Genomic DNA, 23,485 nt, shown 5'->3' with positions numbered 1-23,485 from the left:
CATCACCTTGTGAAGCGGAAGAGGGCGGTTAGCGCCGTGTCGCCACAGTCCCCCAGTAACTCGAGTATCTCGACCGATGACCAGGCCGCCGGGAAGAACCCCGCGGCCGCCTTCGGTGCCAACGAGTGGCTCGTCGACGAGATCTATCAGCAGTACCTCCAGGACCCGAACTCCGTAGACCGAGCCTGGTGGGACTTCTTCGCCGATTACAAGCCCGGGGCGCCCGCCGCCGCGGCTGCGGCGGGTACTGCGGCCGCGGGGGCCGCAGGGACCACCACGGCCGCACCGGCCGCTCCCGTGCCTCCCCCGGCGCGCCAGGCTCCTCCCCAGGCCCCGGCCGCGCCCGCTCCGGCCGCCGCTCCCGCGGCTCCGAAGCCCGCTGCCGCCGCCCCGGCTCCCGCCGCCGCGAAGCCGAAGGCCGCTCCGGCCGCCGAGGCGCCCGAGGGCCCCGAGTACGTCACCCTGCGCGGTCCCGCCGGTGCCGTCGCGAAGAACATGAACGCCTCCCTCGAGCTGCCCACGGCCACGTCCGTGCGCGCGGTCCCGGTGAAGCTGCTCTTCGACAACCGCATCGTCATCAACAACCACCTGAAGCGCGCCCGGGGCGGGAAGATCTCCTTCACCCACCTCATCGGGTACGCGATGGTGCAGGCCATCAAGGCCATGCCGTCGATGAACTGGCACTACGCGGAGAAGGACGGGAAGCCCACCCTCGTCAAGCCCGCGCACGTCAACTTCGGCCTCGCCATCGACCTGGTGAAGCCCAACGGCGACCGCCAGCTCGTCGTCGCGGGCATCAAGAAGGCCGAGACGCTGAACTTCTTCGAGTTCTGGCAGGCCTACGAGGACATCGTCCGCCGCGCCCGTGACGGCAAGCTGACGATGGACGACTTCACCGGTGTCACGGTCTCCCTGACCAACCCCGGCGGCCTCGGCACCGTCCACTCGGTCCCGCGTCTGATGCCCGGACAGTCGGTCATCATGGGCGTCGGCTCGATGGACTACCCGGCGGAGTTCCAGGGCACCTCCCAGGACACCCTGAACAAGCTCGGCATCGCGAAGGTCATGACGCTCACGTCGACCTACGACCACCGGGTCATCCAGGGCGCCGCCTCCGGCGAGTTCCTGCGCATCGTCGCGAACTACCTGCTCGGCGAGACCGGCTTCTACGACGAGATCTTCGAGTCGCTGCGGATCCCCTACGAGCCGGTCCGCTGGCTCAAGGACATCGACGCCAGCCACGACGACGACGTCACCAAGGCCGCCCGCGTCTTCGAGCTGATCCACTCCTACCGGGTCCGCGGCCACGTCATGGCCGACACCGACCCGCTGGAGTACAAGCAGCGCAAGCACCCCGACCTGGACATCACCGAGCACGGGCTCACCCTGTGGGACCTGGAGCGCGAGTTCGCGGTCGGCGGTTTCTCGGGCAAGTCCCTGATGAAGCTGCGCGACATCCTCGGCGTGCTGCGCGACTCGTACTGCCGCACCACCGGCATCGAGTTCATGCACATCCAGGACCCGAAGCAGCGCAAGTGGATCCAGGACCGCATCGAGCGCCCGCACTCCAAGCCGGAGCGCGAGGAGCAGCTGCGCATCCTGCGCCGGCTGAACTCCGCCGAGGCCTTCGAGACCTTCCTGCAGACGAAGTACGTCGGCCAGAAGCGCTTCTCCCTGGAGGGCGGCGAGTCCGTCATCCCGCTCCTCGACGCCGTCATCGACAGCGCCGCGGAGTCCCGCCTGGACGAGGTCGTCATCGGCATGGCCCACCGCGGCCGCCTGAACGTCCTCGCCAACATCGTCGGCAAGTCGTACGCGCAGATCTTCCGCGAGTTCGAGGGCAACCTCGACCCGAAGTCGATGCACGGCTCCGGCGACGTGAAGTACCACCTGGGCGCCCAGGGCACCTTCACCGGCCTGGACGGCGAGCAGATCAAGGTCTCGCTGGCCGCCAACCCGTCCCACCTGGAGACGGTCGACCCGGTCATCGAGGGCATCGTCCGCGCCAAGCAGGACATCATCAACAAGGGCGGCACGGACTTCACCGTCCTGCCCGTCGCCCTGCACGGTGACGCGGCCTTCGCCGGCCAGGGCGTGGTCGCCGAGACGCTCAACATGTCGCAGCTGCGCGGCTACCGCACGGGCGGCACGGTCCACATCGTCATCAACAACCAGGTCGGCTTCACCGCCGCCCCGGAGTCGTCGCGCTCCTCCATGTACGCCACCGACGTGGCCCGCATGATCGAGGCGCCGATCTTCCACGTGAACGGCGACGACCCCGAGGCCGTCGTCCGCGTCGCGCGCCTCGCGTTCGAGTTCCGTCAGGCGTTCAACAAGGACGTCGTGATCGACCTCATCTGCTACCGCCGCCGCGGACACAACGAGTCCGACAACCCGGCGTTCACGCAGCCGCTGATGTACGACCTGATCGACAAGAAGCGCTCGGTGCGCAAGCTCTACACCGAGTCCCTGATCGGCCGCGGCGACATCACCCTCGAAGAGGCCGAGCAGGCGCTGCAGGACTTCCAGGGCCAGCTGGAGAAGGTCTTCACCGAGGTCCGCGAGGCCGTCTCGCAGGCACCCGAGGCCCACGTCCCGGACGCCAAGGCCGAGTTCCCGGTCGCCGTGCCCACCGCGGTCTCCCAGGAGGTCGTGAAGCGGATCGCCGAGTCCCAGGTCAACATCCCCGACAGCGTCACCGTGCACCCGCGGCTGCTCCCGCAGCTCCAGCGCCGCGCGGCGATGATCGAGGACGGCACGATCGACTGGGGCATGGGCGAGACCCTCGCCATCGGTTCGCTGCTCCTGGAGGGCACGCCGGTCCGGCTGTCCGGCCAGGACTCGCGCCGCGGCACCTTCGGCCAGCGCCACGCGGTGCTGATCGACCGGGTCAACGGCGAGGACTACACCCCGCTCCAGTACCTCTCGGACGAGCAGGCCCGTCTGAACGTCTACGACTCGCTGCTCTCCGAGTACGCGGTCATGGGCTTCGAGTACGGCTACTCGCTGGCCCGCCCGGACGCGCTGGTGATGTGGGAGGCGCAGTTCGGCGACTTCGTCAACGGCGCGCAGACGGTCGTCGACGAGTACATCTCGGCCGCCGAGCAGAAGTGGGGCCAGACGTCCGGCGTCACCCTGCTCCTGCCGCACGGCTACGAGGGCCAGGGCCCGGACCACTCCTCGGCCCGTATCGAGCGCTTCCTGCAGCTGTGCGCCCAGAACAACATGACGGTCGCCCAGCCGACGTCCCCGGCGAACTACTTCCACCTCCTGCGGTGGCAGGTGCACAACCCGCACCACAAGCCGCTGGTGGTCTTCACCCCGAAGTCGATGCTGCGCCTGAAGGCCGCGGCCTCGAAGGCGGAGGAGTTCACCTCGGGCCAGTTCCGCCCGGTCATCGGCGACGACTCGGTCGACGCGGCCGCCGTGCGCAAGGTCGTGTTCTGCGCCGGCAAGCTGTACTACGACCTGGAGGCCGAGCGGCAGAAGCGCGGCTCCACGGACACGGCGATCATCCGCATCGAGCGCCTGTACCCGCTCCCGGGTGCCGAGCTCCAGGCGGAGATCGCCAAGTACCCGAACGCCGAGAAGTACCTGTGGGCCCAGGAGGAGCCGGCGAACCAGGGTGCCTGGCCGTTCATCGCGCTCAACCTGATCGACCACCTGGACCTGGCGGTCGGCGCGGACGTCCCGGGCGCCGAGCGCCTGCGCCGCATCTCGCGTCCGCACTCCTCCTCCCCCGCCGTCGGTTCCGCGAAGCGGCACCAGGCGGAGCAGGAGCAGCTGGTGCGTGAGGTGTACGAGGCGTAGGCCTCCGGCACGGCAGCACGAAGGGGCCCGGCCCCGAGTCCTGGTGGACTCGGGGCCGGGCCCTTTTCCGCTGTCCTGGTACCTGCCTGTCAGGTGATGTAGGGCTCGAAGTCCCAGAACGGCCGGTTGCGCGAGCGGGCCGAGATGGTGTGAGCGTGCTGGGCGCCCAGCGTGCCCGCCAGATCCTCCAGCGCCTCCTGCTCGATCTTCTCGGCCTGCTGGACGTCCCTCAGTCCGCGGAGGTCCGCCGCGAGCGCGACGCGCGCCGACAGGGTCAGGGGATGGACCCGTCCCAGCATCTCGGTGGCCCTCATGACCGTCAGATGGCCGAGTTCCGCCGCCGACTCGGGGTCTCCCAGGAGATTGCGCAGGGCAGCGGCGTTGACGGCGCACCCCAGGGTCCAGGGGTGGTTCTCCCCCACGGCCGCGGTCATCTCGGCCAGGGACTGTTCGATGGTCACGTGGGCCGCCTGGCGCTCGCCCACGCTGCGGAGCACCAGGGCGTGGTTGGCCCGGGTTCCGGCGAGGTAGGGGTGCCCCTCGGCGAGCAGCAGTTCGTAGCGTGCGACGACGGCTTCGCTGACTTCCCGCGCGTGGTCGATGTCTCCGTGCTCGCGGGCGAAGCAGCTCTCGCTGACGGCGAAGCTCAAAGTGGTCGGGTGGCTCTCTCCGAGGACCCGCTCGCTGCGCTCCAGTACATGAGCGAACATCGCTCCGGCCCTGGTCCGGTCACCCGCACGGTACTGGCACAGCGCGAGGTTGTGCTCCGCGCGCAGAGTCTCCGGGTGATCGGCGCCCATGACGATACGGTGCTCGCGGACGCTCTTCGCCTGGATCGACTCGGCCTCGGTGTAACGCCCCAGGAGGCGCAGGTCGGTCGCGTAGGCGATCTCCGAGTACAGGGTCCACGGGTGCCGTCCGCGCAGAAGCTGCCGACGCGCTTCCAGCATCCGCTGGTCGATCTCCAGCACTTTCTGATAGCGGCCGAGCAGGCGCAGCGAGACGGCGACGTTGTTCTGCGCGTTCAGGGTGCGCGAGTCCGTCTCACCGAGCAGTTCCCGGTACGCCGACAGGAGCCACTCGGAGCGCTCCAGCGCCTCGTCGTAGCGCGCCAGACCCCGCAGGTCGGCGGCAAGCCCGCCGACCGCCCGCAGATGATCGAGGTCGTGTTCGCCCCGTTCCTGGCGCAGATGGTCGACGGCCGCCCTCTCCAGGGCTTCCGTCCGTTCGTAGTCGCCCACGGCGCGCAGGAGGTTGGCGTAGTGGTGGGTCAGTTCCCAGACTCGGGGGTGGGTGTCGCCGAGCAGGGCGCGCCAGGTTTCCATGGCACGTTCACCCAGCTTGATGCCCGCGACGTACTCTCCCGAAAGGTACATGTAGCGCAGGGAGTTGAAGACGAGCCGCTGGACCGCGGAGTCGTTGCTCTGCAGGACGTCCGCGTACTTCAGGTGCGGGACGATCTCCGCGTAGCCGGGCCACAGGCGGGTGTCCGTGGGGCGGCGGGGGTCCGCCGCCGCCAGGGCGCGGCGGACCACGTCGATGAACTCGCGGCGGTCCTCGTCGGGCATGTCCTTGTGGACGATCTGGTGGACCATGCGGTGCAGGTACAGGGACTCGCCGGACGAGGCCGCCTCGTCGCCGGCCGCCTCGTGGGACTCCAGGCGGACGACGGAGTACTGGCGGAGCTGGTTGATCGCCCTGTTCCACAGCAGCGGGTCGTTGAGCAGGCCCGCGATCTGTTCCGGCAGCTGGTCGTGCGGCATCTCCTTCAGGAGGCGTACGGGGATGAAGCCCGGTGCGAAGAAGGTGCACAGGCGCAGCAGGTCGACGGACTCCGGGACGGTGTCGCGGAGTTTGTTCAGCAGTATCGACCAGGCGGTCTGGAAGGCGACCGGGAAGTCGGCGGAGATCTTGACGACGTCCTGGTCGATTCCGCCGTCCAGGAGGGCGATGTACTCCTGGACGGACAGGTCCGAGTCGTTGAGCCAGCCGGCCGTCTGGTCCAGCAGGAGCGGCAGGTCCTCCAGGGCCTCGGCGAGCTGGTCGGCCTCGGGTTCGGTCAGGCGGGGAGCGCGGCGGCGGATGAAGGCGACGGACTCGTCGCGGGCGTAGACCGGCACCTCCAGCAGCTTGCTGTTGTGCTCGCTCCACTCGGGGTTGCGCGAGGTGATCAGGACGTGGCCGGGTCCGGTGGGGACGAGGTCGTAGATCTGGTCGGGCTCGTCCGCGCCGTCCAGGATCAGCAGCCAGCGGGCGTACGGGTCGCCCCGGCGCAGCGAGTCGCGTACGGCACGCAGCCGTTCACCGTATTCGGCGCCGGTCGTCAGACCCAACTGCGGTGCGAGTTCGGCCAGTCGGCGCCGGTAGGTGACCCGTTTCTCGGCGTTGACCCACCACACCACGTCGTACTCGGAGCCGAAGCGGTACACGTACTCGGCGGCCAGCTGGGTCTTGCCGACGCCGGACATGCCGTGCAGGGTGACCACGCCCGCGCCCGCCTCGGCGCCCTGGAGCAGGTGGTAGGCGTCGTTCAGGAGCGGCTCGCGGCCGGTGAAGCGGGTGTTGCGGCGCGGTACCCCGCCCCAGACCTCGGGCATGGCCGCCGGGAAGCGGGGGCCGCGCCGGGTGCCCTCGACGGAGTCGGGGAGCGGTTCGGAGGGCAGGTCGAGGCGTTCCAGGACGCGGCGCTCGGCTTCGTCGGCGCCCATGTTGTTCAGGTCGACCGCGCCGAGCACGGTGGTGGCCGTCGGCAGGATGCTGTTGGTGACGGAGACGGCCGCGAAGCGGGACGGGTCGGGTACGACGACCTCGCGCAGCGCGGCGTTCCACTCCTCGTGGGTGCGCGGGCCGAGCTGGAAGTACCACTCGCTGACGACGATCAGGATGCGGCCCTTGGCCAGGGTCAGGTCGCGCAGCAGGTCGACGAGGGGCACCTCGGCCGGGGAGTCCCAGCGCTGGTACACCACGCGGTGTCCGCGCCGCTCCAGACGGTCCCCGATCCAGGCCGCCCAGGCCCGGTTGAAACCGGCGAAGCTGATGGTGACGGTCTGCTTCTCGGGCCCCCTCTCGGACGGCCCGACCGGTGTACGAGCTCCAGACATGCAGCGGCCTCCCCGCGCGTGATTTTAGAACCGCCGCGGGGGTCGGCGATAGGGCGCGAACACACGCCGGTCGCTTGCTCCACGGTTCCTTCTCGAAGGTCTTCAGCGACGATCTTGGCGTACGGTCCGTACCGATTGAGCCATCCTCGCCGAGAGCCGTGGATTCCCGGCGAGGATGGCTCAATCGGTACGGCGGCGTGTGGTGCGTTCGGCGGGCGCGAGGGGCGCGCGGTTCATTCGCCCGGGGCATGGCGCCGGTTCCACAGGGTCCGTGCGGCCTGTACGTACGCCGTGGCGCGCGCAGCGTGTCCGCGGGGCGGCGGCTGTTCGGCGAGCCGTTCGTACACCTCGACCATGCGGTCGACGAACCGGCGTCCCCGTACGGTGAGATCACCCGATCCGACGAGCGTCGGCAGGACGGCCCCGACCTGTGCCTGGTAGCGCGCGTGCTGCACCCAGGCGGCGTCGCGGCGGGCGGGAAGGGTGGCGGAGAGCGCGCTGCACTGGAAGAAGTCCGCGAGCGCGAGGTGGGAGTAGGCGCCCTGCAACAGGCCGTCGTACGGGCGGGGATCGGGGCGCCAGGGCGCGAAGTGGCGGAGCGCCGGGCTCGCGTGATGGAGCGTCGTCATGTCGCTGAGCGCGGCGAGTTTGGTGTGCTGGATCTCGTGGACGAGGGTGGCGGCGAAGGCGGTCGCGGTGGCGGGCGCGCTGCTGAGGACCGCACCGAAGGCCTCGCGCCGGGTGCCGCTGCAACTGCCGCCCGTGCCGCCCGGGACCGAGCCGGGCGGCGCGGCCAGCGGGACCAGGCAGCGCAGCAGTGCCACCGACTCCGCGAGCCGGCGCTCGCCGCCCGTGCCGAGCGCCGCGGCGGTGCCGGACCAGGTGTGCAGCCAGTGCTTGCGGTCGGCTTCGTCGAGGGCGGCCGGGCCGCTCAGGGTGTCCGGGCGGGGTCCGCCGCGTGCGGTGCGGTAGGGGTCGAGGTCGTCCAGCGGTACGGGGGCGGAGCCCGGCACCAGGCCGGGCAGCGTGTACGCGGGCGTCCAGGCCGCCGACTCCGACCACGCGCCGGTGCCGCTCTGGAGGTGAACGACCACGTCGGCCTCGCCGGGCCGTCTGAGCGTCAGCCGGCCGTGCCGGTGCACGAGCGCCACCTCCGTGGTCCCGGAACCGGGGCCGCCCGTGCGCAGCGCGCCGAGCGAGGGAAGCGCCAGCAGGCCGTCGTGGGCGGTCAGCCGTACCGTGCAGGACACCCCGGCGCGGGCGGCGGCGACGACGGCGAGTGCCCCGAAGTGTGCGAAGGCGCGGGCCGGTTCACGGGTCTCACCGGTGGACGGCGGCCCCGCCGCGGATCCGAGGGCGCGCAGGGCGTCCCTGGCCCAGGGACCGATGAACGGGTGGAGGAGGAGGGCTCGGACGGGAGACGGCGGGGGCCGGTTCCCGCGGGCCGCGCCCGGCCCGGCCGCCGGCGGGAGGCCGGCGGGTCCGTACGGCTCCAGTCGTTCGGCCTCCTCCAGCAGGGACCAGTCCTCGCGCAGCCGGTTCAGCGCGGCGGGGGGACAGACGTCCGGGGCGGCCGACTCCGCGGCGTCGAGGACCGCGCGGAGCAGGAGCAGCCGGCGGGTGTGCTGGTCGCGGACGAGGAGCCCGAGGGTCTCGGGGCCGCCTTCGGTGCGGCCGAGTTCGTCCACGGCCCGTTCCGGGACCGCGGGGAGGATCACGGGGCATCTCCTTCGAGGGCGGCGGAGGCGGCGGGGGGAGCGGGGGCTCCGGAAGCGGGCGCGGGACCGGAGGCCGGCACCGCGGCCACGGTGGCCACGGTGGCCACGGGGGGAACGGCGGCGGTCTCCGCGAGACTCCCGGCGACATGGCGGATGAAGCGCTGGAGGTCGGCGCAGTACACGGACGGGTTGGCGAAGCCGTGGCCGGAGCGGTATCGATGCGCGTAGTGTCCGCCGCCGCACACGGAGAGCAGGGGGCAGGCCCGGCAGCGCGCGGCCAGTGAGGCGGTGCCCGCCTGCCGGGCGGCGACGCCGGGGTGGCGCAGGGCCTGGTCGAAACTGTTCCGGAAGACGTCGAGACCGGTCCTGGCCGCCCCCTCGTAGCAGGACTTGAGGGAGTCGACCTGTTCGATGGAGCCGTCGGTCTCGACGACGACGGCGTCGAAGGGCGCGAGGCCGAGCGACTCGGTGGCGGCGGGCAGTCCGAGGAGCAGCGCGAGGCACTCCTCGAAGAGCCGCACCCGCGTCTCCCGCCGCCCGGCCCGCCACCAGCGGTCGAAGACGGCGCACAGCCAGTCGCCGTAGGGGGTTCCGGGGCCTTCCCGGTGCGGTGGGGGCGCGGACCAGTTGCCGTGCGGGAGCAGCAGGTCGAGGGCCGGCGGCCGCAGGGCGAGCAGGGACTCGTACACCTCGACCGGGTCCGTCGTGGGGTCGACGACGGTGAGGATCCCGGCGTACGCCTCCGGGTGCTGCTCGGCGATCAGGCGGGCGCCGCGCGCGGCGGCGGGCCAGGACGGGCGGCCGGCGTGGTCGGTGCGCAGCGTGTTGTGCTCGGGCAGGCCGCCGTCCAGGCTGATGCCGACGCGGATCGAGTGCCGGGCCAGGGCGGCGAGCCGCCGTTCGGTGAGCAGGGTGGCGTTGGTCTGGACGGTGGCGTGCACGGCGCAGTCGTGCGGGACCCGGTCGCGCACGAGGCCGGTGAACCGGGTGAGGGTGTCCGCTCCGGCCAGCAGGGGTTCGCCGCCGTGCAGGACCAGGGACAGATCCGTCAGGCCGTGGGCCTCGGCGTGTTCGCCGATCCGCCGCGCGGTCCGTTCCAGGACTCCGGGCGGGGCGGCGGCGGGACGGGTGCGCCAGGTGTGGTCGGGGCCTTCGTAGAGGTAGCAGTAGCGGCAGGCGAGGTTGCAGCGGCCGTGCGTCTTCACGATGAACTGCCGGAAGGGAAAGGGCGGTTCGGGTCCGGGACCGTCTCGCGGGGGCCGGACGGCGGGGAGCGGCGCGGAGGTGACGGGGTGCGGTATCGGTGCCGGTGTCGCGACCGGTGCCGGGGCCGGTCTCGGTGTCGGTGTCGGGGAGGTCGCCTCTGCAGACACTCCGGCACCCCCATGGTGTACGGCCGCACGATCCCACGCCGCGAACCGCTCCACGGCCCCCTGCCCGTACCGGGCGACATGCCCGCCCGCGCACCGGTCACAAACACCGGCCGTCCGAGTTTGTCCGGTTCAATCACAGGGCTGGCCTTGAACCGACCGCGCGTGAGCGACGGTTCGCCGGACCCCCGCTCACCCGGCCGTTCAGAAGGCGTTGTTGAACCCCCACAGGATCTCGCTCGGCTCTCCGGAGCGGGCCCGCAGATCGGCCAGTACCTCCGTCAGGACCGGGTGCTGGACGGTCCGCAGTGCCGCGAGGTCCAGGTCCAGCAGGTCGGGGACGGGCAGGTCCGCCGGGTCCGGTGACCCGGCCGGCCGGTCCCCCGCCGCGTCGGCGTCCCGCGCGCCGTCCCGTATGCCGTCCCGTACGTCGTCCCGTGCGCCCATGTCTTCTCCCTCGCCTTCCCTGACTCCGCCCCGGCGGCCGCCGGCAGGCGCCTCTCACTCCAGTTCGGCCAGCCGCTGTGCCGTCTGCCCGGCCGTCGGCTCGCCCGTGCTCGCGACACCGTCCGGCAGCCTGGACCACTCGGTCCGTGCGGCCCGGTAGGCCTCGCGCGCGGCACGCGGGCGCGCCGCCGCTTCGTAGGACATACCCCGCCAGTGCTGTGCCCGAGCACCCAGTTCCACGGCTTCCTGGCGGGTGCGCTCCGTCTCCGCCTCCTCCTCGGCCTCGCGGGCCGACTCGGCCGCGGCCCGGAAGGCGTCGATGGCCTCGTCGAGCCGCGCCTTGCGGCCGAGGCTCTGGTACGCCTCGAACTGGGCCTGTCCGAGCTCCAGCCAGCAGCGGGCGGTGGTGAGCGGCGGGCCGTCCTCGAGGGCCGCGAGGCCGAAGAGGTGCTCGGCCTCGCGCAGGTCGACCCGGTCGCCGCGGGCGCGGTAGCGCAGCATCAGCGCGCGGCCGAGGAGCAGCAGGCGGTGCGCGAGTTCGGTGCTGCCCGCGGGCGTCTCGGTGCGGCAGTCCCGCAGCACCCGGATGGCCCGGTACAGCGGTTCGCCCGGGCCGCGTCCGCCGTCCGTCACGGCGTGCCGCAGCAGGGCCTCGCCCCATTCGGCGAGGACGTCGGCGTGCGCGGGGGCGTCCCGGGGCACTCCGCGGGACGCCTGCTCGAACCGCGCGGCGGCGTCCTGGAGTTCGCGCGGGTCGCCCGTGTCGGCGTACCGGGCGACGTGGACGCGTCCGGCGCGCACCAGCAGGGCGGAGCGCAGGCCCTGTTCACGGGTGAGGGCGAGCGCCTCCTCGACGTGGTCGCGGGCGTCGTCCAGCGCCCCGCCGGACCTCAGGAGCGCGTCGACGAGGTCGAGGAGGATGCGGACGCGCGAGGACTCGCCGCCGGGGGCGGGCGTGCCGCCGGGGCTGGTGTCCAGGGCGGCGCGCAGGGAGCGCGCGCCCTGTTCCGCGTACAGGCGGGCCTGTTCGTGGTCGGCCGTGGCGCCCGACAGGCGCAGCAGGATGCGGCCGTGGGCGAGCGGGAGCCCGGAGGGACGGCTCCGCCGGTCGGGCCAGGCGTCGGCGAACGCCTCCAGCATGCCGACGGCGCCCTGGAGGAGCGCGCTGTCGCCGCCGAGGCGCCACTGCGCCTCCAGCGCCCGTACCCGCTCCAGGGTGAGCCGCAGGGCCTCGGCGGCGTCCAGGTCGGGCGCGGCGCAGGCCACCGCGTACTCGCGGTCCGCGCGTTGCAGCAGGTCGAGCGCGCCGCGCCGGTCGCCGCGCCGCCTGCGGTCGGTGGCGGCGGCGTGCAGCACCCTGGCCAGGACGGCCCGCTCGCGCAGGGCCCGGGGGTGCGCGACGGCGCGTTCGGCGGCGGCCTCCGCCTCGCGCAGCAGGTCGGCGCCGCCCTGCACCTCCCACAGCAGCAGTACGCAGTTGGCGTACTCGGCCCACAGTTCCGGGTCGGCGCCGGGCAGCACCTCGTGTTCGGTCGCGCCGCGCAGCAGTTGTACGGCGTCGATGAGGTCCTGCACCATGCCCTCGCCGGCGAACCGGGCGGCCAGGGAACGGGCCCTGGGCACGGCGGGGTGGGCGGGCCGCCGGCCGGGCGGGTCGTCGGGGCGCCGGGCCGGCACGTGGCTCGCGAAGTGTTCCGGCAGCGGCATGAATCGCTCCAGTACCCGTGCGGCGACCTCGGCGAAGGGCTGGGGCACGAGGGTGGCGCCGCCGTTGTCGCCGTTCTCGCCCGGGTATCCGGCACCGGGTGAGAACGGCGGTCCGAGGCCGCCCTCGCCGAGCTGTGCGAGCGCCAGGGCGGGGAAGTTGGGGCCGCCCTTGCCGAAGCGGTGCTCTATGTACTCGGAGCAGTGCTTGAGCACGAGCATGGCCTCGTCGAGGCCCAGCGGGGACAGCAGGGCTTCCTGCGCGCCGGGCACGAACTCGTACCACTGGGTGCCGTCCGCGCCGTACTCCTCGGTCCTGGCGCGTGAGACCAGGCCGCTGAGCAGGACCTCGGCCAGTTCGGCGGGTCCGGAGTCGGGGAGCATGGTGCGCTGGACGAGCTGCATCACGGGGAGGCTGAGCGGGGCCGCGGCCAGGTAGCCGGCCAGTCGCCCGGCGGTCTTCGAGGCGTTGGAGCGGAAGCGGCTGACCAGTTCGAGCCCCGACATACGGCGTCCGGGCCGGGCGCCCGGGGCGGGCTCGTGGTGCCTGCGCACCCAGCCGACGGCGCCGGCCACCGGGCCCGCGCCGGCCCCGGAGAGCAGGCGCGCCCAGGCGCCGAGCGCGGTGGGCTCGGGCGGCAGGACGGGCACCGGGAGCGCGCCGCCGCGCGCCTCCGGCACGGTGCCGACGGGCAGCCGGACCTTGAGCGTGGCGGCGCCCGCGAGGGCTTCACCGCGGGTCAGTTCGCCGTACGAGACCGGGAGCCGGGTGCGGTTCCACATGCGCTGCGGCAGCGGCTGGAGCACGGCGGCGGGGCCGAGCCCGGACAGGTGGTGCAGGAGCCGGTGGGCGTGGCCGCTGTGCCACAGGGGGCCGGCGCAGTCGCTGACGAGGAGGGTGACGCGGCGGCCCGTCGGGTCGCTCAGCCGGTCGGCGGAGTGCAGGGGGGCCGCGTCGGGTTCGGGGCTGCGGCTGACGGCGGGCTCTCCGTCCGGGCCCTGGTGGAGGTGGCCGACCTGGATGTCCCGGAAGGCGCCCAACCCGCCGAAGACCTGTTCCAGTTCGGCGAACATCCGGTCCCACACGCGCATGGACGAGGAGGCGTCCATGACCAGCTGGAGCGTGGCGTCGGCCCGGGTCACCCCGCGGAAAACCGGCAGGACCAGACCTCCCGCGCGGGCGGTCCGTTCGGCGGTCTCGGGCTCGTCGAGGACGGCGCGCAGGGGTGGCGCGGCGGTGCGGTAGCCCTGCAACGGGCGTAATGCGCGCTGGAGTTCGAGGGGGGAGGGGAACACGGGCGCGGCCGGTACGCCGACCGGCAGCACCGCCGACCGGCCCTGTCCGTATCCGCGCGGCGCTCCGTCGCGCGGGACCGGGTACAGCGCGACGCGCCGGTCCGTCTCCGTGTCCGGCCACGCCGGTCCCGGCCGGTCGCCGGGCGCCGGGCGTTCGTCTCCCCGCGCGTCCGCGCGTCCGCCGGCGGGCTCCTCGGCCGCCGTCCGCCGGCCGGCCGGCGGAGCGCTCCCGGGCTCGCCGCCGGTGCGGTCCGTCGGGCGCGACCAGCGTGCCAGCCACAGCGCGTCGGCGAGCTGCCGGGCATCGGGGTCCAGCCCGGCCCGCCGTATCCGGGCGATGAGTTCGGCGATCGGGTCGCCGCCGGTCATCAGCGCGTCACCTCGGACGGTCGAGTCGCTGGATGAGCAGGTCGGCGAGCCGGTCGCGGCTGGGCGGGGCCGCCGCGTCGGTGAGGTAGATGGCGTTCAGGAGCTGGTCGGCGGCGACGAGTTCGCTGCGCGAGCGCTCCAGGAAGTGGGTGATCAGGTCGTCCCCGGCCCGCGCGGCCTCGTCGCCCAGGTGGGCGCGTACGAAGGTGGCGAGCCGCTTGTGGTCCGGGCGGCCCAGTTCGAGGTGGATGCAGCGGCGCATGAGCGGGGCGGGGAAGTCGCGCTCGCCGTTGCTGGTGAGGACCACGAAGGGGAAGGCGTGGCAGCGCACGCGGCCGTCGCGCACCCGCGCCTTGGTGCCGTCGGCGGTGAGCACCTCGGCCTCGCCGCCGGGCAGCCGGTCGGCGACGCGCTGGAGTTCGGGGATCTCGAACTCGCCCTCCTCCAGGACGTTCAGGAGGTCGTTGGGCAGGTCGATGTCGCTCTTGTCCAGCTCGTCGATGAGCAGCACGCGCGGGGTCTCCGAGGGCAGCAGCGCGGTGCCGAGCGGGCCGAGCCGGATGTAGCTGCCGATGCCCTCGACGGAGCCGGGGGCGCCGGGTTCGGCCGGGCCCGCGCCGTGCGGGGCGGCGAGCTGCACGTCCTGGAGCCGGGCGATCGCGTCGTAGTGGTAGAGGCCGCTCTGCAGGGTGGACCGGCTGACGATCGGCCAGCGCAGGACGTTGCCGAGGCCGAGTTCGTACGCCACCGAGTGCGCGAGCGTGCTCTTGCCCGCGCCGGGGCTGCCGGTGACCAGCAGGGGCCGGCGCAGATAGAGCGCCGCGTTGATCATCTCGAGTTCCTCGGCGCCGGGCCGGTGCAGTTCGGCCAGGTGCCGGTAGGCGCCCAGCCTGCGGTCCTCGGAGCCGTCGCCGTCGCTCCCGGCGGCGTCCCGGCTCGCGAAGTCGCGCCACGGCGGCGGGGCCGGAAGCCGGTTCAGGCCGTCGTGGGGTTCGCCTGCGCCTCGGTAGATGAGCCACTCGCTGGAATCGGTCATTGCCCAGTCCTCGTCGTCACTCGTCCACCCCGGCAGCCGTCGATCGTCGCCTCACCGTATCGATCCGCGGTGGGCCCCGTAAGGCCCCGAGAGGGGCTCGTGGCAGCCCGCTTCGGCCTGTTTCGAGCATCACGCGACAGCGGGTCCACCGATGCGGTCATGGCGCCTCCAGCAGGTCTCCGGTCCCGGGCAGGGGCCGGCGCGGGTCGTCGTAGAACAGGGCGATCCCATGGGCCCAGTAGGTCTCCGGCCGGCCCTCGCTCAGCCCGGCCCGCAGGGCGTGCACCAGGGCGGGGAGCCGGTCCGCGCCGCCCGCGCCCGCCACCGTGTCACCGGCCCTGCGGTGGAACTCGCCGCAGACCGCCTCGGACTGGCCGCGCCAGCGCCGCCACAGCGCGACCCCGTACCCGCCGTGCACGATCCGGACGAGCGCGACGGGGTCGTCCTCGAAGCGGTGGTCCCCGTAGCGGCAGAGCACCGGGACGGTCGTGTGCGGCAGGCCGCGCAACGACTCCGCCGCCGGTACCGGCACCCGCAACCCGTCCTCGCAGTCGAGGACCTCGGCCTGTGCGCCGTGCGCGTGGATCCACCGCCAGCGGGCCTCGCGCTCGTGCTGCTCCTCGTCGGCGGGGAGCGGCTTCGCCGCGTGGGCGGCCGTGTCGGCGGGTTCGGGGAACTGTTCCCGGTCGGCGCAGCGCACGACGACGGGCCGGTGGGCGCCGAGCGGCGCCTCGTCGGGGCCGAACCGCCAGGCGTCGACGTCGAGTCCGAGCAGCAGGTGGGGCAGCGCGACCTGGAGGTCCGCGGGCCGTCCGGGTTCGTCGCACTGGCGGAACGCCTCCGTCAGGGGTGCCGCGAGGGTGGCCGGAAGTTCCTCCAGCGGGGTGCGTTCGCCGTCGCGCAGCCGTACCACCTCGCCGGTCGGCCGGCCCACCGAGACGTGCCAGTCGCAGCGGCCCGGCTCCCAGCCGAGCTGTTCCAGTTCGAGGAGGACGAAGAGGCGGGGCGCACGGTCGGCGCTGTGCGCGGTGGCGTGCGCCGCCTCTGCTCCCGCCGCCGAGGGGCCGCGGGGCACCAGCTGGAGCCGTTCGATCCACTGCTGGCCGAGGCGGCGCCGGTACGCGGGGCCCGGACGGCCCTCGGCGGTCTGCCGCACCCACTCCCACAGCGCCCGTTCGGCGGCCCGGGTGCCCGGCGTGACGAAGGGGCGTTCGGCGGACATCGCCCGCATCGCGTAGTCGAGGACGAGGTCGAGCGCGGCGGCGTGGCGCGAGCTCTCGTACAGCGCCCCGAGTCCGTCGCGCCAGCCGCGGGGCGCCGGATGCGGGATCGCGGCCTGGTCGCCCAGCAGGGATTCGAGCAGGTCGAGCAGGGCGCGGGTGCTGACCGGCGGCGGCAGGTCGGCGAGCCTGCCGAGGAGCTGGGTCCGCTCCTCGGGACTGAGGGCCCGGCCGGGCCGGGCGCCGAGCTGGTTCTGGACGTCGGCCCAGGTGCTGCGGTCGGTGTCCGGGTGGCGCTGCCGGTCCCGGTGGTAGCGGTCGTGGGCGTGGAAGACGGCGTGGTACGGGTCGTCGTGCTCGGCGGCCGTCTCCCCGGCCGGCACCGGCAGCGACCGCAGCTGCTCCACGCCCGTGCAGGTGCCGCCGAGCCCCCGGTCCGTGCGCGACTTGAGGACACCGACGACCTCACCGCGTACGGGGTCGACGACCGGCCCGCCCGAGACGCCGGGCGGCAGCACGTCGCCGCCGAGGCGGATCTGCTCGTCGTCGGACCAGCCGCCGAGCGTGCCCTGCACCGTGCAGGTGCCGCTCAGCCGGCGCAGTTCCCCGCCGACCACGGACCAGCCCGAGTAGAGGACGACGGCCTCCTCGTAGTAGGCGGCCGGGCGTTCGGTGACGTACGCGCAGTCGTGGTCCACCGGCTCGCTCAGTCGCACCAGGGCGAGGTCGGGGGACGGCCAGGTGCCGCGCACCGGGAGCCCCGCGCGGTCCGGGAGGACCGTCGCGACCTCGCCGGTGACGGCGGACGTACCGCGGCCCGGCCCCCTCTCGTACACCACCCTCACCTCGTTCCCCTCCCCGCTCCGGACCACGTGCGCGCAGGTCAGAACCCAGTTCGGAGCGATGAAGAAGCCGCTCCCGAGGAACGTGCCGGGTTCGTCGAGGGCATACCCGGGGCCCGCGCGATGGATGCGCACGGTGGCGGCCATGACGAGATCACGGAGCGCACGGTGAGCGTTCCCGGGGCCGCCCGGTGCGCCCGGGGCGTGCCCGTCCGTCATACCCGTCCCCCGCCAAAGGGGTCGGTGGCACCGCCGTGCGCCGGGGCGCCGGGGGACGCGCCCCCGTGCGGGGCGGCCCGGCCCCCTTCCGGGCCGGGCGGGACGGCGGAACCTGCCCGGGCGGGCGGGACGGCGGAACCTGCCGGGGCGGGTAACCCCGGGGCCGGCGCGGGTGGTCCCGGGTCCGGGGCGGCGGACCCGTTTCCTTCCAGGTCGGGGGGAGCGCCGTTCCAGGTGAGCGTCACCGTGATGCCCGCCTTGGCCTCGCCGTCCGCGAGCAGTCCGACCACCTTGCCGGCCTTCGCCGTCAGTTCGATGCCGAACTCGACGCTGACCTCGTCGGGCCGTACCGCGCGCAGCGGGGCGGCGAGCGAGCGCGCGACGCCGGTGATCACCGACTGCAGGGACTCGACCTGCGCCTCGACCCGTTCCGCGAAGCCGACGTCCGTCAACGACAGCTCGCCGCCGGGATCCTCCAGTTCGTCCGCTCCCGAGATCCGGGCCCACACCGGTGTCCCGTCGGGCATCTCGATCCGCGCGATGCGGGTCGTCCCGTCGCCCATGGCATCCCCCGTTCCCCCACGCCCCCGTGGTTCCGGCCGACCTTGCAGGCTAGCGGCGGCGGTCCCCGCACGACAGAGGCCCTCCACGGGGCCCCGCCCCCCGAGGCCCCCACGGGGCCCTGGAGCCTGCCTATCCTTTTCCCAGCGTTCCACTTCCCTTTCACCCACGGAGCACCATCCATGTACTTCACCGACCGCGGCATCGAGGAACTTGAGAAGCGGCGCGGCGAGGAAGAGGTCACCTTCGAGTGGCTCGCCGAGCAGTTGCGCACGTTCGTCGACCTCAACCCGGACTTCGAGGTGCCGGTGGAGCGGCTGGCGACCTGGCTGGCCCGGCTGGACGACGAGGAGTAGGAGCGGGGCCTTCGGCACCGCTCCCGCGCGCGGACCGGTCAGTCGTACGCGCGCAGGTGGTCGTACGCCAGGCCGAGGGCGCCGTGGAGCGTCAGGGCCGCGCCGACGACGGTCCAGCCGCCGCTGTGCCGCCGGATCCCCCAGGCGGTGAGCGGGAGGCCGGCGGAGAGCTGGACCGCGGCGAGGGTGCGGGCCTTGGGGCCGCGCAGCCAGGGCCCGAGACCGCCGCTCTCCACGACGTCGAGTTCGGCGCCCACGGCGTCGCGCCAGCCGGTCCACTCGATCTGCTCGGCGTCCGGCCGGACCCGGACCGCGTCGCGGAGCCGCTCCACGGGTTCCCCGGGGTCGACCCCGGGCGGGAGGAGCACTCCCGCGCGCGTGAGGACGGCGAGCAGTCCGCTCACGCGCGCGTGCGCGTCGGCGGCCGGGTCGGGCCGCGTCAGCGGTTCCAGCAGTTGCACGTCGAGCACCGGGTCGAGCCCAAGACGGGCGGCGAAGGTGCGCATCGCCTCGTCCTCGCCGACCGGGGTGCCGTTCGCCAGCCATTCGTAGCCCACGGTGCGCCGGAATCCCGAGGCGAGGGTGAAGCCGCTGCGGTCGGTGTCCCACCACAGCGCGAGGACGGGCCAGGGAGCGCCGACGGCGAGCGCCGACGCCCAGCCGGCGAGCACGCGGTCGACGGGTTCCGCGCCGTGCCGCCAGGGCCTGCCCTCCGGGACCAGCACGCTCCAGTCGGGTCCCGCCCCGGCGAGCAGCATCCGCTCGCGCAGGAGCTGGACGGCGGGACCGACCGACTCCGGACGGGCCCGGCACAGCAGCAGGGCGCCGGGGGCCGGACGGTCGTCCCTGGGCGCGCCGGAGGGAGTCGACATGGCCCCACTTTAGGCCGAATCGACCGGTTCGACGCACCGAATGATCCCCAGAACGGGTGTCTTGACTTTCCATATCCGCGATATATCGTGAATACGAGAGACGCGATATGCCGCGTCGGGCCCGGGCCCGTACGGGGGTCCGGTCGGGTCGAGGAGGTCTGCACCATGTCCGAGTGGTCCGTGACAGAGCCGGAGAAGTTCTCCTTCGACGGCCCCGTGCAGACACTGCACGTACGCATCGTCAACGGAACGGTGAACGTCGTGGGGACCGACGAGGGTTCCGCCCGGCTGGAGGTGTCCGAGCTGGACGGCCCCCCGCTCCAGGTGACCCAGGAGGGCGGCACCCTCACCGTGGCCTACGAGGACCTTCCCTGGAAGGGCTTCATGAAGTGGCTCGACCGCAAGGGCTGGCGCCGTACGGCCGTGGTCTCCCTGACCGTCCCGGCGCGCACGCACGTCGAGGTGGGCGTGGTCGGCGCCGCCGCCGTGGTCTCGGGGACGGACGGGCGGGTCCAGGTGAGGGGCGTCACCGGCGACACCACGCTCGTCCGCGTCGCCGGCCCGGTGCGCGTGGAGACCGTCTCGGGGAACCTGGAGGCCCAGGCCGTCACCGGCGACCTCCACTTCAACTCGGTCTCCGGCGACCTGACCGTCGTCGAGGGCTCCGGCACCTCCGTGCGGGCCGAGTCGGTGAGCGGCTCGATGATCGTGGACCTCGACGCCGCGGGCTCGCCGACCGACGTCCGGCTGTCGAACGTCTCGGGCGAGATCGCCGTGCGGCTCCCCCACCCCGCGGACGCCGAGGTGGAGGCGAACACCGCGAGCGGCAGCGTCTCCAGTGCCTTCGAGGACCTGCGGGTCAACGGCCAGTGGGGCGCCAAGAAGATCACCGGCCGGCTCGGCGCGGGCAACGGCAGGCTGCGGGCGATGACCGTCTCGGGCTCGATCGCCCTGCTGCGCAGGCCCCCGGCGGAGGACGAGCCGTACGAGGACGCCCCCGGGCCCCGGGACACGGCCGACACCCCTGACGACACAGCCGGTGACTCCGCCGCCGCCACGACGGGCGGCACGGAGGGCGGCGCACCGGACACCGATGCCACGGAGGGCCGGCCGGCCGACTCCTCGACCGACAAGAAGGTGCTCTGACATGGCCCCCGTCTTCGCCCACGGCCGACTGCGTCTGTACCTCCTCAAGCTGCTGGACGAGGCCCCGCGCCACGGGTACGAGGTGATCCGCCTCCTGGAGGAGCGCTTCCAGGGCCTGTACGCACCCTCGGCGGGCACCGTCTACCCCCGGCTGGCGAAGCTGGAGGCCGAGGGACTCGTCACCCACACATCCGAGGGCGGCCGCAAGGTGTACGCGATCACCGACGCGGGCCGCGCCGAACTGGCCGACCGCAGCGGCGAGCTGGCCGATCTGGAGCTGGAGATCCGCGAGTCGGTCGCGGAGCTCGCGGCGGAGATCCGCGCGGACGTCCGGGGCGCGGCCGGTGACCTGCGCCGCGAGATGCTGGCGGCGGCCACGGAGGCGCGCAACGGCTCGAAGGGGGGCACCCGGCCGAAGCACGACGATCCGGCGGGCGGCTTCGGCGGCATGGACGACTTCCAGGACAGGGAGTCGTGGCGGGCGGCGAAGGAGGAGATGCGGCGCGTCCGTCAGGAGTGGAAGGAACAGGCCCGCCGCGCGAAGGACGAGAGCCGCCGCGCCCGCGACGAGGCGCAGCGGGCCCGCCGCCAGGCCAAGGAGGCCCAGGAGAAGGCCCGTGCGCAGGCCCAGGAGGAGATGCAGCGCATGGCCAAGCGCGTCCAGGACCAGGTCCAGGACCATTTCGCGCGCGGCGACTGGCCGACGGGCGTGCGCGAGGGGCTGGCCGAACTGGCCAAGGAGTTCGGCGACTTCGGGAAGAATTTCGGCAAGGACCTGGGGAAGGACCTCGGCAAGGAGTTCGGCTTCGGCCGCACGCCTTCCGGAGCGCCCGTGGACCCGGAGTACTCGGCCACGCCGGAGGACTTCCCCGCCGCGTACGAACCGGCCTGGGCGCACGAGGACTCCACGGGCAACCCCGCCCGGGACCTGGACCGTCTGCTGGACCGCTTCCGCGACGACATCCGCGACACGTCCCGCGACCACGGGATCACGGAGGACCAACTCCGCGACATCCGCCGCCACTTGTCGACAGCGGCGGCCCACATCGGCGCGGCACTGCGAAGCGGGCGGCCGTAATTCACGCCGGTCCGCCGGTCCGGCGTGCCGGAGCGGGGCGGCGTACCGGACCGGGCTGCGTACCGGGGTGGTGGGCCGGCACGGGGCGGGGCGGCACACCGGGCAGGGGCGGCCGACACAGTGGCGACCGGCCCGCACCAGTCGCACCGGCTCGTGCCAGTTACACCGACTCGTGCCAGTCACACGGCCCGCGCCGGTCGCACCGGTCCGCCCCCAGGGCTCATCCCGCCTCCGCCACCCCGTCCGCCCCGGTCCCGCCGTACAGAACGCGGGTCACCGACTCGTAGGTGACGCCGTGATCGGCCAGCACCTCGGCGGCGATCCCGCCGCGCAGGGTGATCGCCAGCAGCAGGTGCTCGTCCCCGACGTGCCGGTCCCTTCGGGCGACGGCGATTCGCAGGGCCCGCACCAGCACGTCCTTCGCCTCCTGCCCGAAGGGCCGCCGACGGACCCGCCTGCCGTTCCCGCCGCGCCTGCCCGACTCCAGGGCCCCCTCCCCGTGCGCCTCCTCGATCCGGGAGACGATCTCGGACAGGTCGATGCCGAGGCCGGAGAGGGCGTCCGCGTCGGCGCGCGACAGCCCGCCCCTGCGCCGCGCCTCGGCGAGGTCCCGCTCCAGCGACTCCCGGAACCCGGACTCCCCGAGCGAGGTCAGGGCGAAGGAACCCCGGCTGCCCTCCCGGTCCAGGAGGGCCAGCAGCATGTGCTCCTCCTCGACCGTCTCGGCCCCCACCCGCCCGGAGTGCGACACCGCGCCCTCGACGACGGCACGCGCGTCCCTGGTCAAGCGTTCGAACATCACTGCCTCCCGTACTTCTTGTGCACGGCCTGCCTGCTCACGCCGAGTTCCGCGGCGATCTCCTGCCACGACCAGCCCTGATTGCGCGCACTGCGCACCTGTACCGCCTCCAACTGCTCCAGCAGCCTCCGCAACGCGGAGACCGCCCGCAGTCCGATCCGCGGATCGCGATCACCCGCACGCTCGGCGAGATCCGTTGCTTCGGTCATGACGTCAACCTATGTTGACAACTCTCCCCTGTCAACCAAAATTGACATCCGCCGGACCGTGCCCGCCCCCGGACACGCGAAACGGCGGGCCCGGAAACCCGGACCCGCCGCCAGAACCCACCCCCGGCCGGCCGCACCCGCACGGCCGGCCGCGCACAGCCGTCAGTACACGACCGTCATCGCACGGCCCTCACCGCACGGCCGTCAGCCCGCCGTCAGCACGATCTTGCCGAACAGCTCGCCCGACTCCAGCCGCTCGAACCCCTCGCGGGCCCGGTCGAGCGGCAGCACCTCGTCGACGACGGGCCGCACGCCGGTGGCCGCGCAGAAGGCCAGCAGGTCCTCCAGCTCGTCCTTCGTCCCCATGGTGGAGCCGACCACCTTGAGTTCGAGGAAGAAGATCCGCGTCAGCTCGGCGTGCGAGGGCCGGTCACCACTGGTGGCGCCCGAGATGACGACGGTTCCGCCGGGGCGCAGCGACTTGACCGAGTGCGACCAGGTGGCGGCGCCGACCGTCTCGATGACCGCGTCGACCCGCTGCGGCAGCCGCGCCCCGGGCTCCAGCGCCTCGACGGCGCCGAGTTCGAGCGCCCGCTTGCGCTTGGCCTCGTCCCGGCTGGTGGCGAAGACCCGCAGCCCCGCGGCCCTGCCGAGCACGATCGCGGCGGTGGCCACGCCCCCGCCCGCTCCTTGGACGAGCACGGAGTCGCCGGGCCGCACCCCGGCGTTGGTGAACAGCATGCGGTACGCGGTCAGCCACGCGGTCGGCAGACAGGCGGCCTCCGCGAAGGACAGCTCCTTGGGCTTCGGCAGCACGTTCCACGTGGGCACGGAGACCTGCTCGGCGAAGGTGCCCTGGTAGCGCTCGGTGAGGATGGACCGGGGCTCCTCGGGGCCGACCCCGTGCCCGCTCTGGCCGATGACGGAGTGCAGGACGACCTCGTTGCCGTCCTCGTCGATCCCGGCGGCGTCGCAGCCGAGGATCATCGGCAGTTTGTCCTCGGCGAGGCCGACCCCGCGCAGCGACCACAGGTCATGGTGGTTGAGGGAGGCGGCCCGTACGTTCACGGTCGTCCAGCCCGGCCTCTGTCCGGGGGCCGGGCGCTCCCCCAACTCCAGGCCGTTCAGCGGCTGGTCACGGTCGATTCGGGCGGCATAGGCAGCGAACATGACCCCGACGATAGGCTCCGCCCCCGGCAGGGGGAACCGCCTCCGTCTGTGACACGCCCCCCACCGACAGGGTGGCCCCGGGCACAGACGTCCTTCGCCCCCTCCGCCCCTACCCGTCCCGTCACGGGGGCGGCAGCCCCCAGGGACGGGACGGGTAGGGGC

16 protein-coding genes are annotated in these 23,485 nt (G+C 73.4%); 4 read left to right on the top strand and 12 right to left on the bottom strand.

Going from position 1 to position 23,485, the window contains the following annotated elements; genetic code table 11:
- Window positions 1–36: 36 nt before the first annotated feature.
- Window positions 37–3,810: a multifunctional oxoglutarate decarboxylase/oxoglutarate dehydrogenase thiamine pyrophosphate-binding subunit/dihydrolipoyllysine-residue succinyltransferase subunit gene (locus tag ACFW6B_RS20260; RefSeq protein WP_386597834.1), complete on the top strand. Its 3,774-nt coding sequence runs from the start codon at window positions 37–39 to the stop codon at window positions 3,808–3,810.
- Window positions 3,811–3,899: 89 nt separating this feature from the next.
- Here the strand turns inward: ACFW6B_RS20260 and fxsT are convergent, their stop codons facing one another.
- From fxsT to ACFW6B_RS20220, 8 genes are all read right to left on the bottom strand, one after another.
- Window positions 3,900–6,911, bottom strand: a complete 3,012-nt coding sequence (fxsT, locus tag ACFW6B_RS20255; protein ID WP_386597833.1) for an FxSxx-COOH system tetratricopeptide repeat protein — start codon at window positions 6,909–6,911, stop codon at window positions 3,900–3,902.
- 233 nt (window positions 6,912–7,144) lie between these two features.
- The gene (locus tag ACFW6B_RS20250; protein ID WP_386597941.1) at window positions 7,145–8,626 is read right to left on the bottom strand and encodes an aKG-HExxH-type peptide beta-hydroxylase; all 1,482 of its coding nucleotides are present in this window, start codon (window positions 8,624–8,626) and stop codon (window positions 7,145–7,147) included.
- A complete protein-coding gene (locus ACFW6B_RS20245; RefSeq protein ID WP_386597832.1) occupies window positions 8,626–9,834 on the bottom strand; it encodes an FxsB family cyclophane-forming radical SAM/SPASM peptide maturase in 1,209 nt (402 codons plus the stop codon). Before ACFW6B_RS20245 ends, ACFW6B_RS20250 begins: the two co-directional genes overlap by 1 nt.
- A 369-nt stretch (window positions 9,835–10,203) precedes the next feature.
- Window positions 10,204–10,446 (bottom strand): FxSxx-COOH cyclophane-containing RiPP peptide, encoded by a 243-nt coding sequence (gene fxsA / locus ACFW6B_RS20240; RefSeq protein ID WP_386597831.1) that lies wholly within the window; start codon window positions 10,444–10,446, stop codon window positions 10,204–10,206.
- Window positions 10,447–10,500: 54 nt separating this feature from the next.
- Window positions 10,501–13,815 (bottom strand): SAV_2336 N-terminal domain-related protein, encoded by a 3,315-nt coding sequence (locus ACFW6B_RS20235; protein ID WP_386597830.1) that lies wholly within the window; start codon window positions 13,813–13,815, stop codon window positions 10,501–10,503.
- A gap of 7 nt (window positions 13,816–13,822) precedes the next feature.
- Window positions 13,823–14,851 carry an AAA family ATPase gene (locus tag ACFW6B_RS20230; protein ID WP_386597829.1) on the bottom strand — a complete coding sequence of 343 codons (1,029 nt, stop codon included), beginning with the start codon at window positions 14,849–14,851 and terminating at the stop codon, window positions 13,823–13,825.
- A 157-nt stretch (window positions 14,852–15,008) separates the two neighbouring features.
- Window positions 15,009–17,060, bottom strand: a complete 2,052-nt coding sequence (locus tag ACFW6B_RS20225; protein ID WP_386597828.1) for a trypsin-like peptidase domain-containing protein — start codon at window positions 17,058–17,060, stop codon at window positions 15,009–15,011.
- A gap of 68 nt (window positions 17,061–17,128) precedes the next feature.
- A complete protein-coding gene (locus ACFW6B_RS20220) occupies window positions 17,129–17,695 on the bottom strand; it encodes a CU044_2847 family protein (protein ID WP_386597827.1) in 567 nt (188 codons plus the stop codon).
- Between the two features lie 180 nt (window positions 17,696–17,875).
- On the opposite strand from ACFW6B_RS20220, the gene ACFW6B_RS20215 reads away from it, so the two are divergent.
- A complete protein-coding gene (locus ACFW6B_RS20215; protein WP_386597826.1) occupies window positions 17,876–18,049 on the top strand; it encodes a DUF6104 family protein in 174 nt (57 codons plus the stop codon).
- 38 nt (window positions 18,050–18,087) lie between these two features.
- Here the strand turns inward: ACFW6B_RS20215 and ACFW6B_RS20210 are convergent, their stop codons facing one another.
- Window positions 18,088–18,921, bottom strand: coding sequence for a hypothetical protein (locus tag ACFW6B_RS20210; protein WP_386597825.1), 834 nt, complete (start codon window positions 18,919–18,921; stop codon window positions 18,088–18,090).
- Window positions 18,922–19,086: 165 nt separating this feature from the next.
- Here ACFW6B_RS20210 and ACFW6B_RS20205 point away from each other — a divergent pair, with 165 nt between their 5' ends.
- The gene (locus ACFW6B_RS20205; protein WP_386597824.1) at window positions 19,087–20,067 is read left to right on the top strand and encodes a DUF4097 domain-containing protein; all 981 of its coding nucleotides are present in this window, start codon (window positions 19,087–19,089) and stop codon (window positions 20,065–20,067) included.
- Between the two features lies 1 nt (window position 20,068).
- A complete protein-coding gene (locus ACFW6B_RS20200) occupies window positions 20,069–21,145 on the top strand; it encodes a helix-turn-helix transcriptional regulator (RefSeq protein WP_386597823.1) in 1,077 nt (358 codons plus the stop codon).
- A gap of 220 nt (window positions 21,146–21,365) precedes the next feature.
- On the opposite strand, the gene ACFW6B_RS20195 is transcribed toward ACFW6B_RS20200, so the two are convergent.
- The 3 genes from ACFW6B_RS20195 to ACFW6B_RS20185 all read right to left on the bottom strand — a co-directional run bounded on the left by ACFW6B_RS20195 (window position 21,366) and on the right by ACFW6B_RS20185 (window position 23,323).
- Complete coding sequence (locus ACFW6B_RS20195) at window positions 21,366–21,944, bottom strand: Clp protease N-terminal domain-containing protein (protein WP_386597822.1); 579 nt, start codon at window positions 21,942–21,944, stop codon at window positions 21,366–21,368.
- Window positions 21,944–22,153 (bottom strand): helix-turn-helix domain-containing protein, encoded by a 210-nt coding sequence (locus ACFW6B_RS20190; RefSeq protein ID WP_010984411.1) that lies wholly within the window; start codon window positions 22,151–22,153, stop codon window positions 21,944–21,946. Before ACFW6B_RS20190 ends, ACFW6B_RS20195 begins: the two co-directional genes overlap by 1 nt.
- A gap of 204 nt (window positions 22,154–22,357) precedes the next feature.
- Window positions 22,358–23,323 (bottom strand): zinc-binding dehydrogenase, encoded by a 966-nt coding sequence (locus ACFW6B_RS20185; protein ID WP_386597821.1) that lies wholly within the window; start codon window positions 23,321–23,323, stop codon window positions 22,358–22,360.
- Window positions 23,324–23,485: the final 162 nt, after the last annotated feature.

Origin of the sequence: Streptomyces sp. NPDC058751 (assembly GCF_042746485.1) — a bacterium.
Classification (GTDB): Bacteria; Actinomycetota; Actinomycetes; order Streptomycetales; family Streptomycetaceae; genus Streptomyces.
Note: the sequence above shows the minus strand (reverse complement) of the source record. Positions and strands in the feature narration are given on the sequence as shown.

Excerpts from the sequence above, each read along its gene's own strand:
- fxsT (WP_386597833.1), bottom strand. The coding sequence starts at position 6,911 with ATGTCTGGAGCTCGTACACCGGTCGGGCCGTCCGAGAGGGGGCCCGAG.
- fxsA (WP_386597831.1), bottom strand. The coding sequence starts at position 10,446 with ATGGGCGCACGGGACGACGTACGGGACGGCATACGGGACGGCGCGCGG.
- ACFW6B_RS20235 (WP_386597830.1), bottom strand. The coding sequence starts at position 13,815 with ATGACCGGCGGCGACCCGATCGCCGAACTCATCGCCCGGATACGGCGG.
- ACFW6B_RS20230 (WP_386597829.1), bottom strand. The coding sequence starts at position 14,851 with ATGACCGATTCCAGCGAGTGGCTCATCTACCGAGGCGCAGGCGAACCC.
- ACFW6B_RS20225 (WP_386597828.1), bottom strand. The coding sequence starts at position 17,060 with ATGGCCGCCACCGTGCGCATCCATCGCGCGGGCCCCGGGTATGCCCTC.
- ACFW6B_RS20220 (WP_386597827.1), bottom strand. The coding sequence starts at position 17,695 with ATGGGCGACGGGACGACCCGCATCGCGCGGATCGAGATGCCCGACGGG.
- ACFW6B_RS20215 (WP_386597826.1), top strand. The coding sequence starts at position 17,876 with ATGTACTTCACCGACCGCGGCATCGAGGAACTTGAGAAGCGGCGCGGC.
- ACFW6B_RS20210 (WP_386597825.1), bottom strand. The coding sequence starts at position 18,921 with ATGTCGACTCCCTCCGGCGCGCCCAGGGACGACCGTCCGGCCCCCGGC.
- ACFW6B_RS20205 (WP_386597824.1), top strand. The coding sequence starts at position 19,087 with ATGTCCGAGTGGTCCGTGACAGAGCCGGAGAAGTTCTCCTTCGACGGC.
- ACFW6B_RS20200 (WP_386597823.1), top strand. The coding sequence starts at position 20,069 with ATGGCCCCCGTCTTCGCCCACGGCCGACTGCGTCTGTACCTCCTCAAG.
- ACFW6B_RS20195 (WP_386597822.1), bottom strand. The coding sequence starts at position 21,944 with ATGTTCGAACGCTTGACCAGGGACGCGCGTGCCGTCGTCGAGGGCGCG.
- ACFW6B_RS20190 (WP_010984411.1), bottom strand. The coding sequence starts at position 22,153 with ATGACCGAAGCAACGGATCTCGCCGAGCGTGCGGGTGATCGCGATCCG.
- ACFW6B_RS20185 (WP_386597821.1), bottom strand. The coding sequence starts at position 23,323 with ATGTTCGCTGCCTATGCCGCCCGAATCGACCGTGACCAGCCGCTGAAC.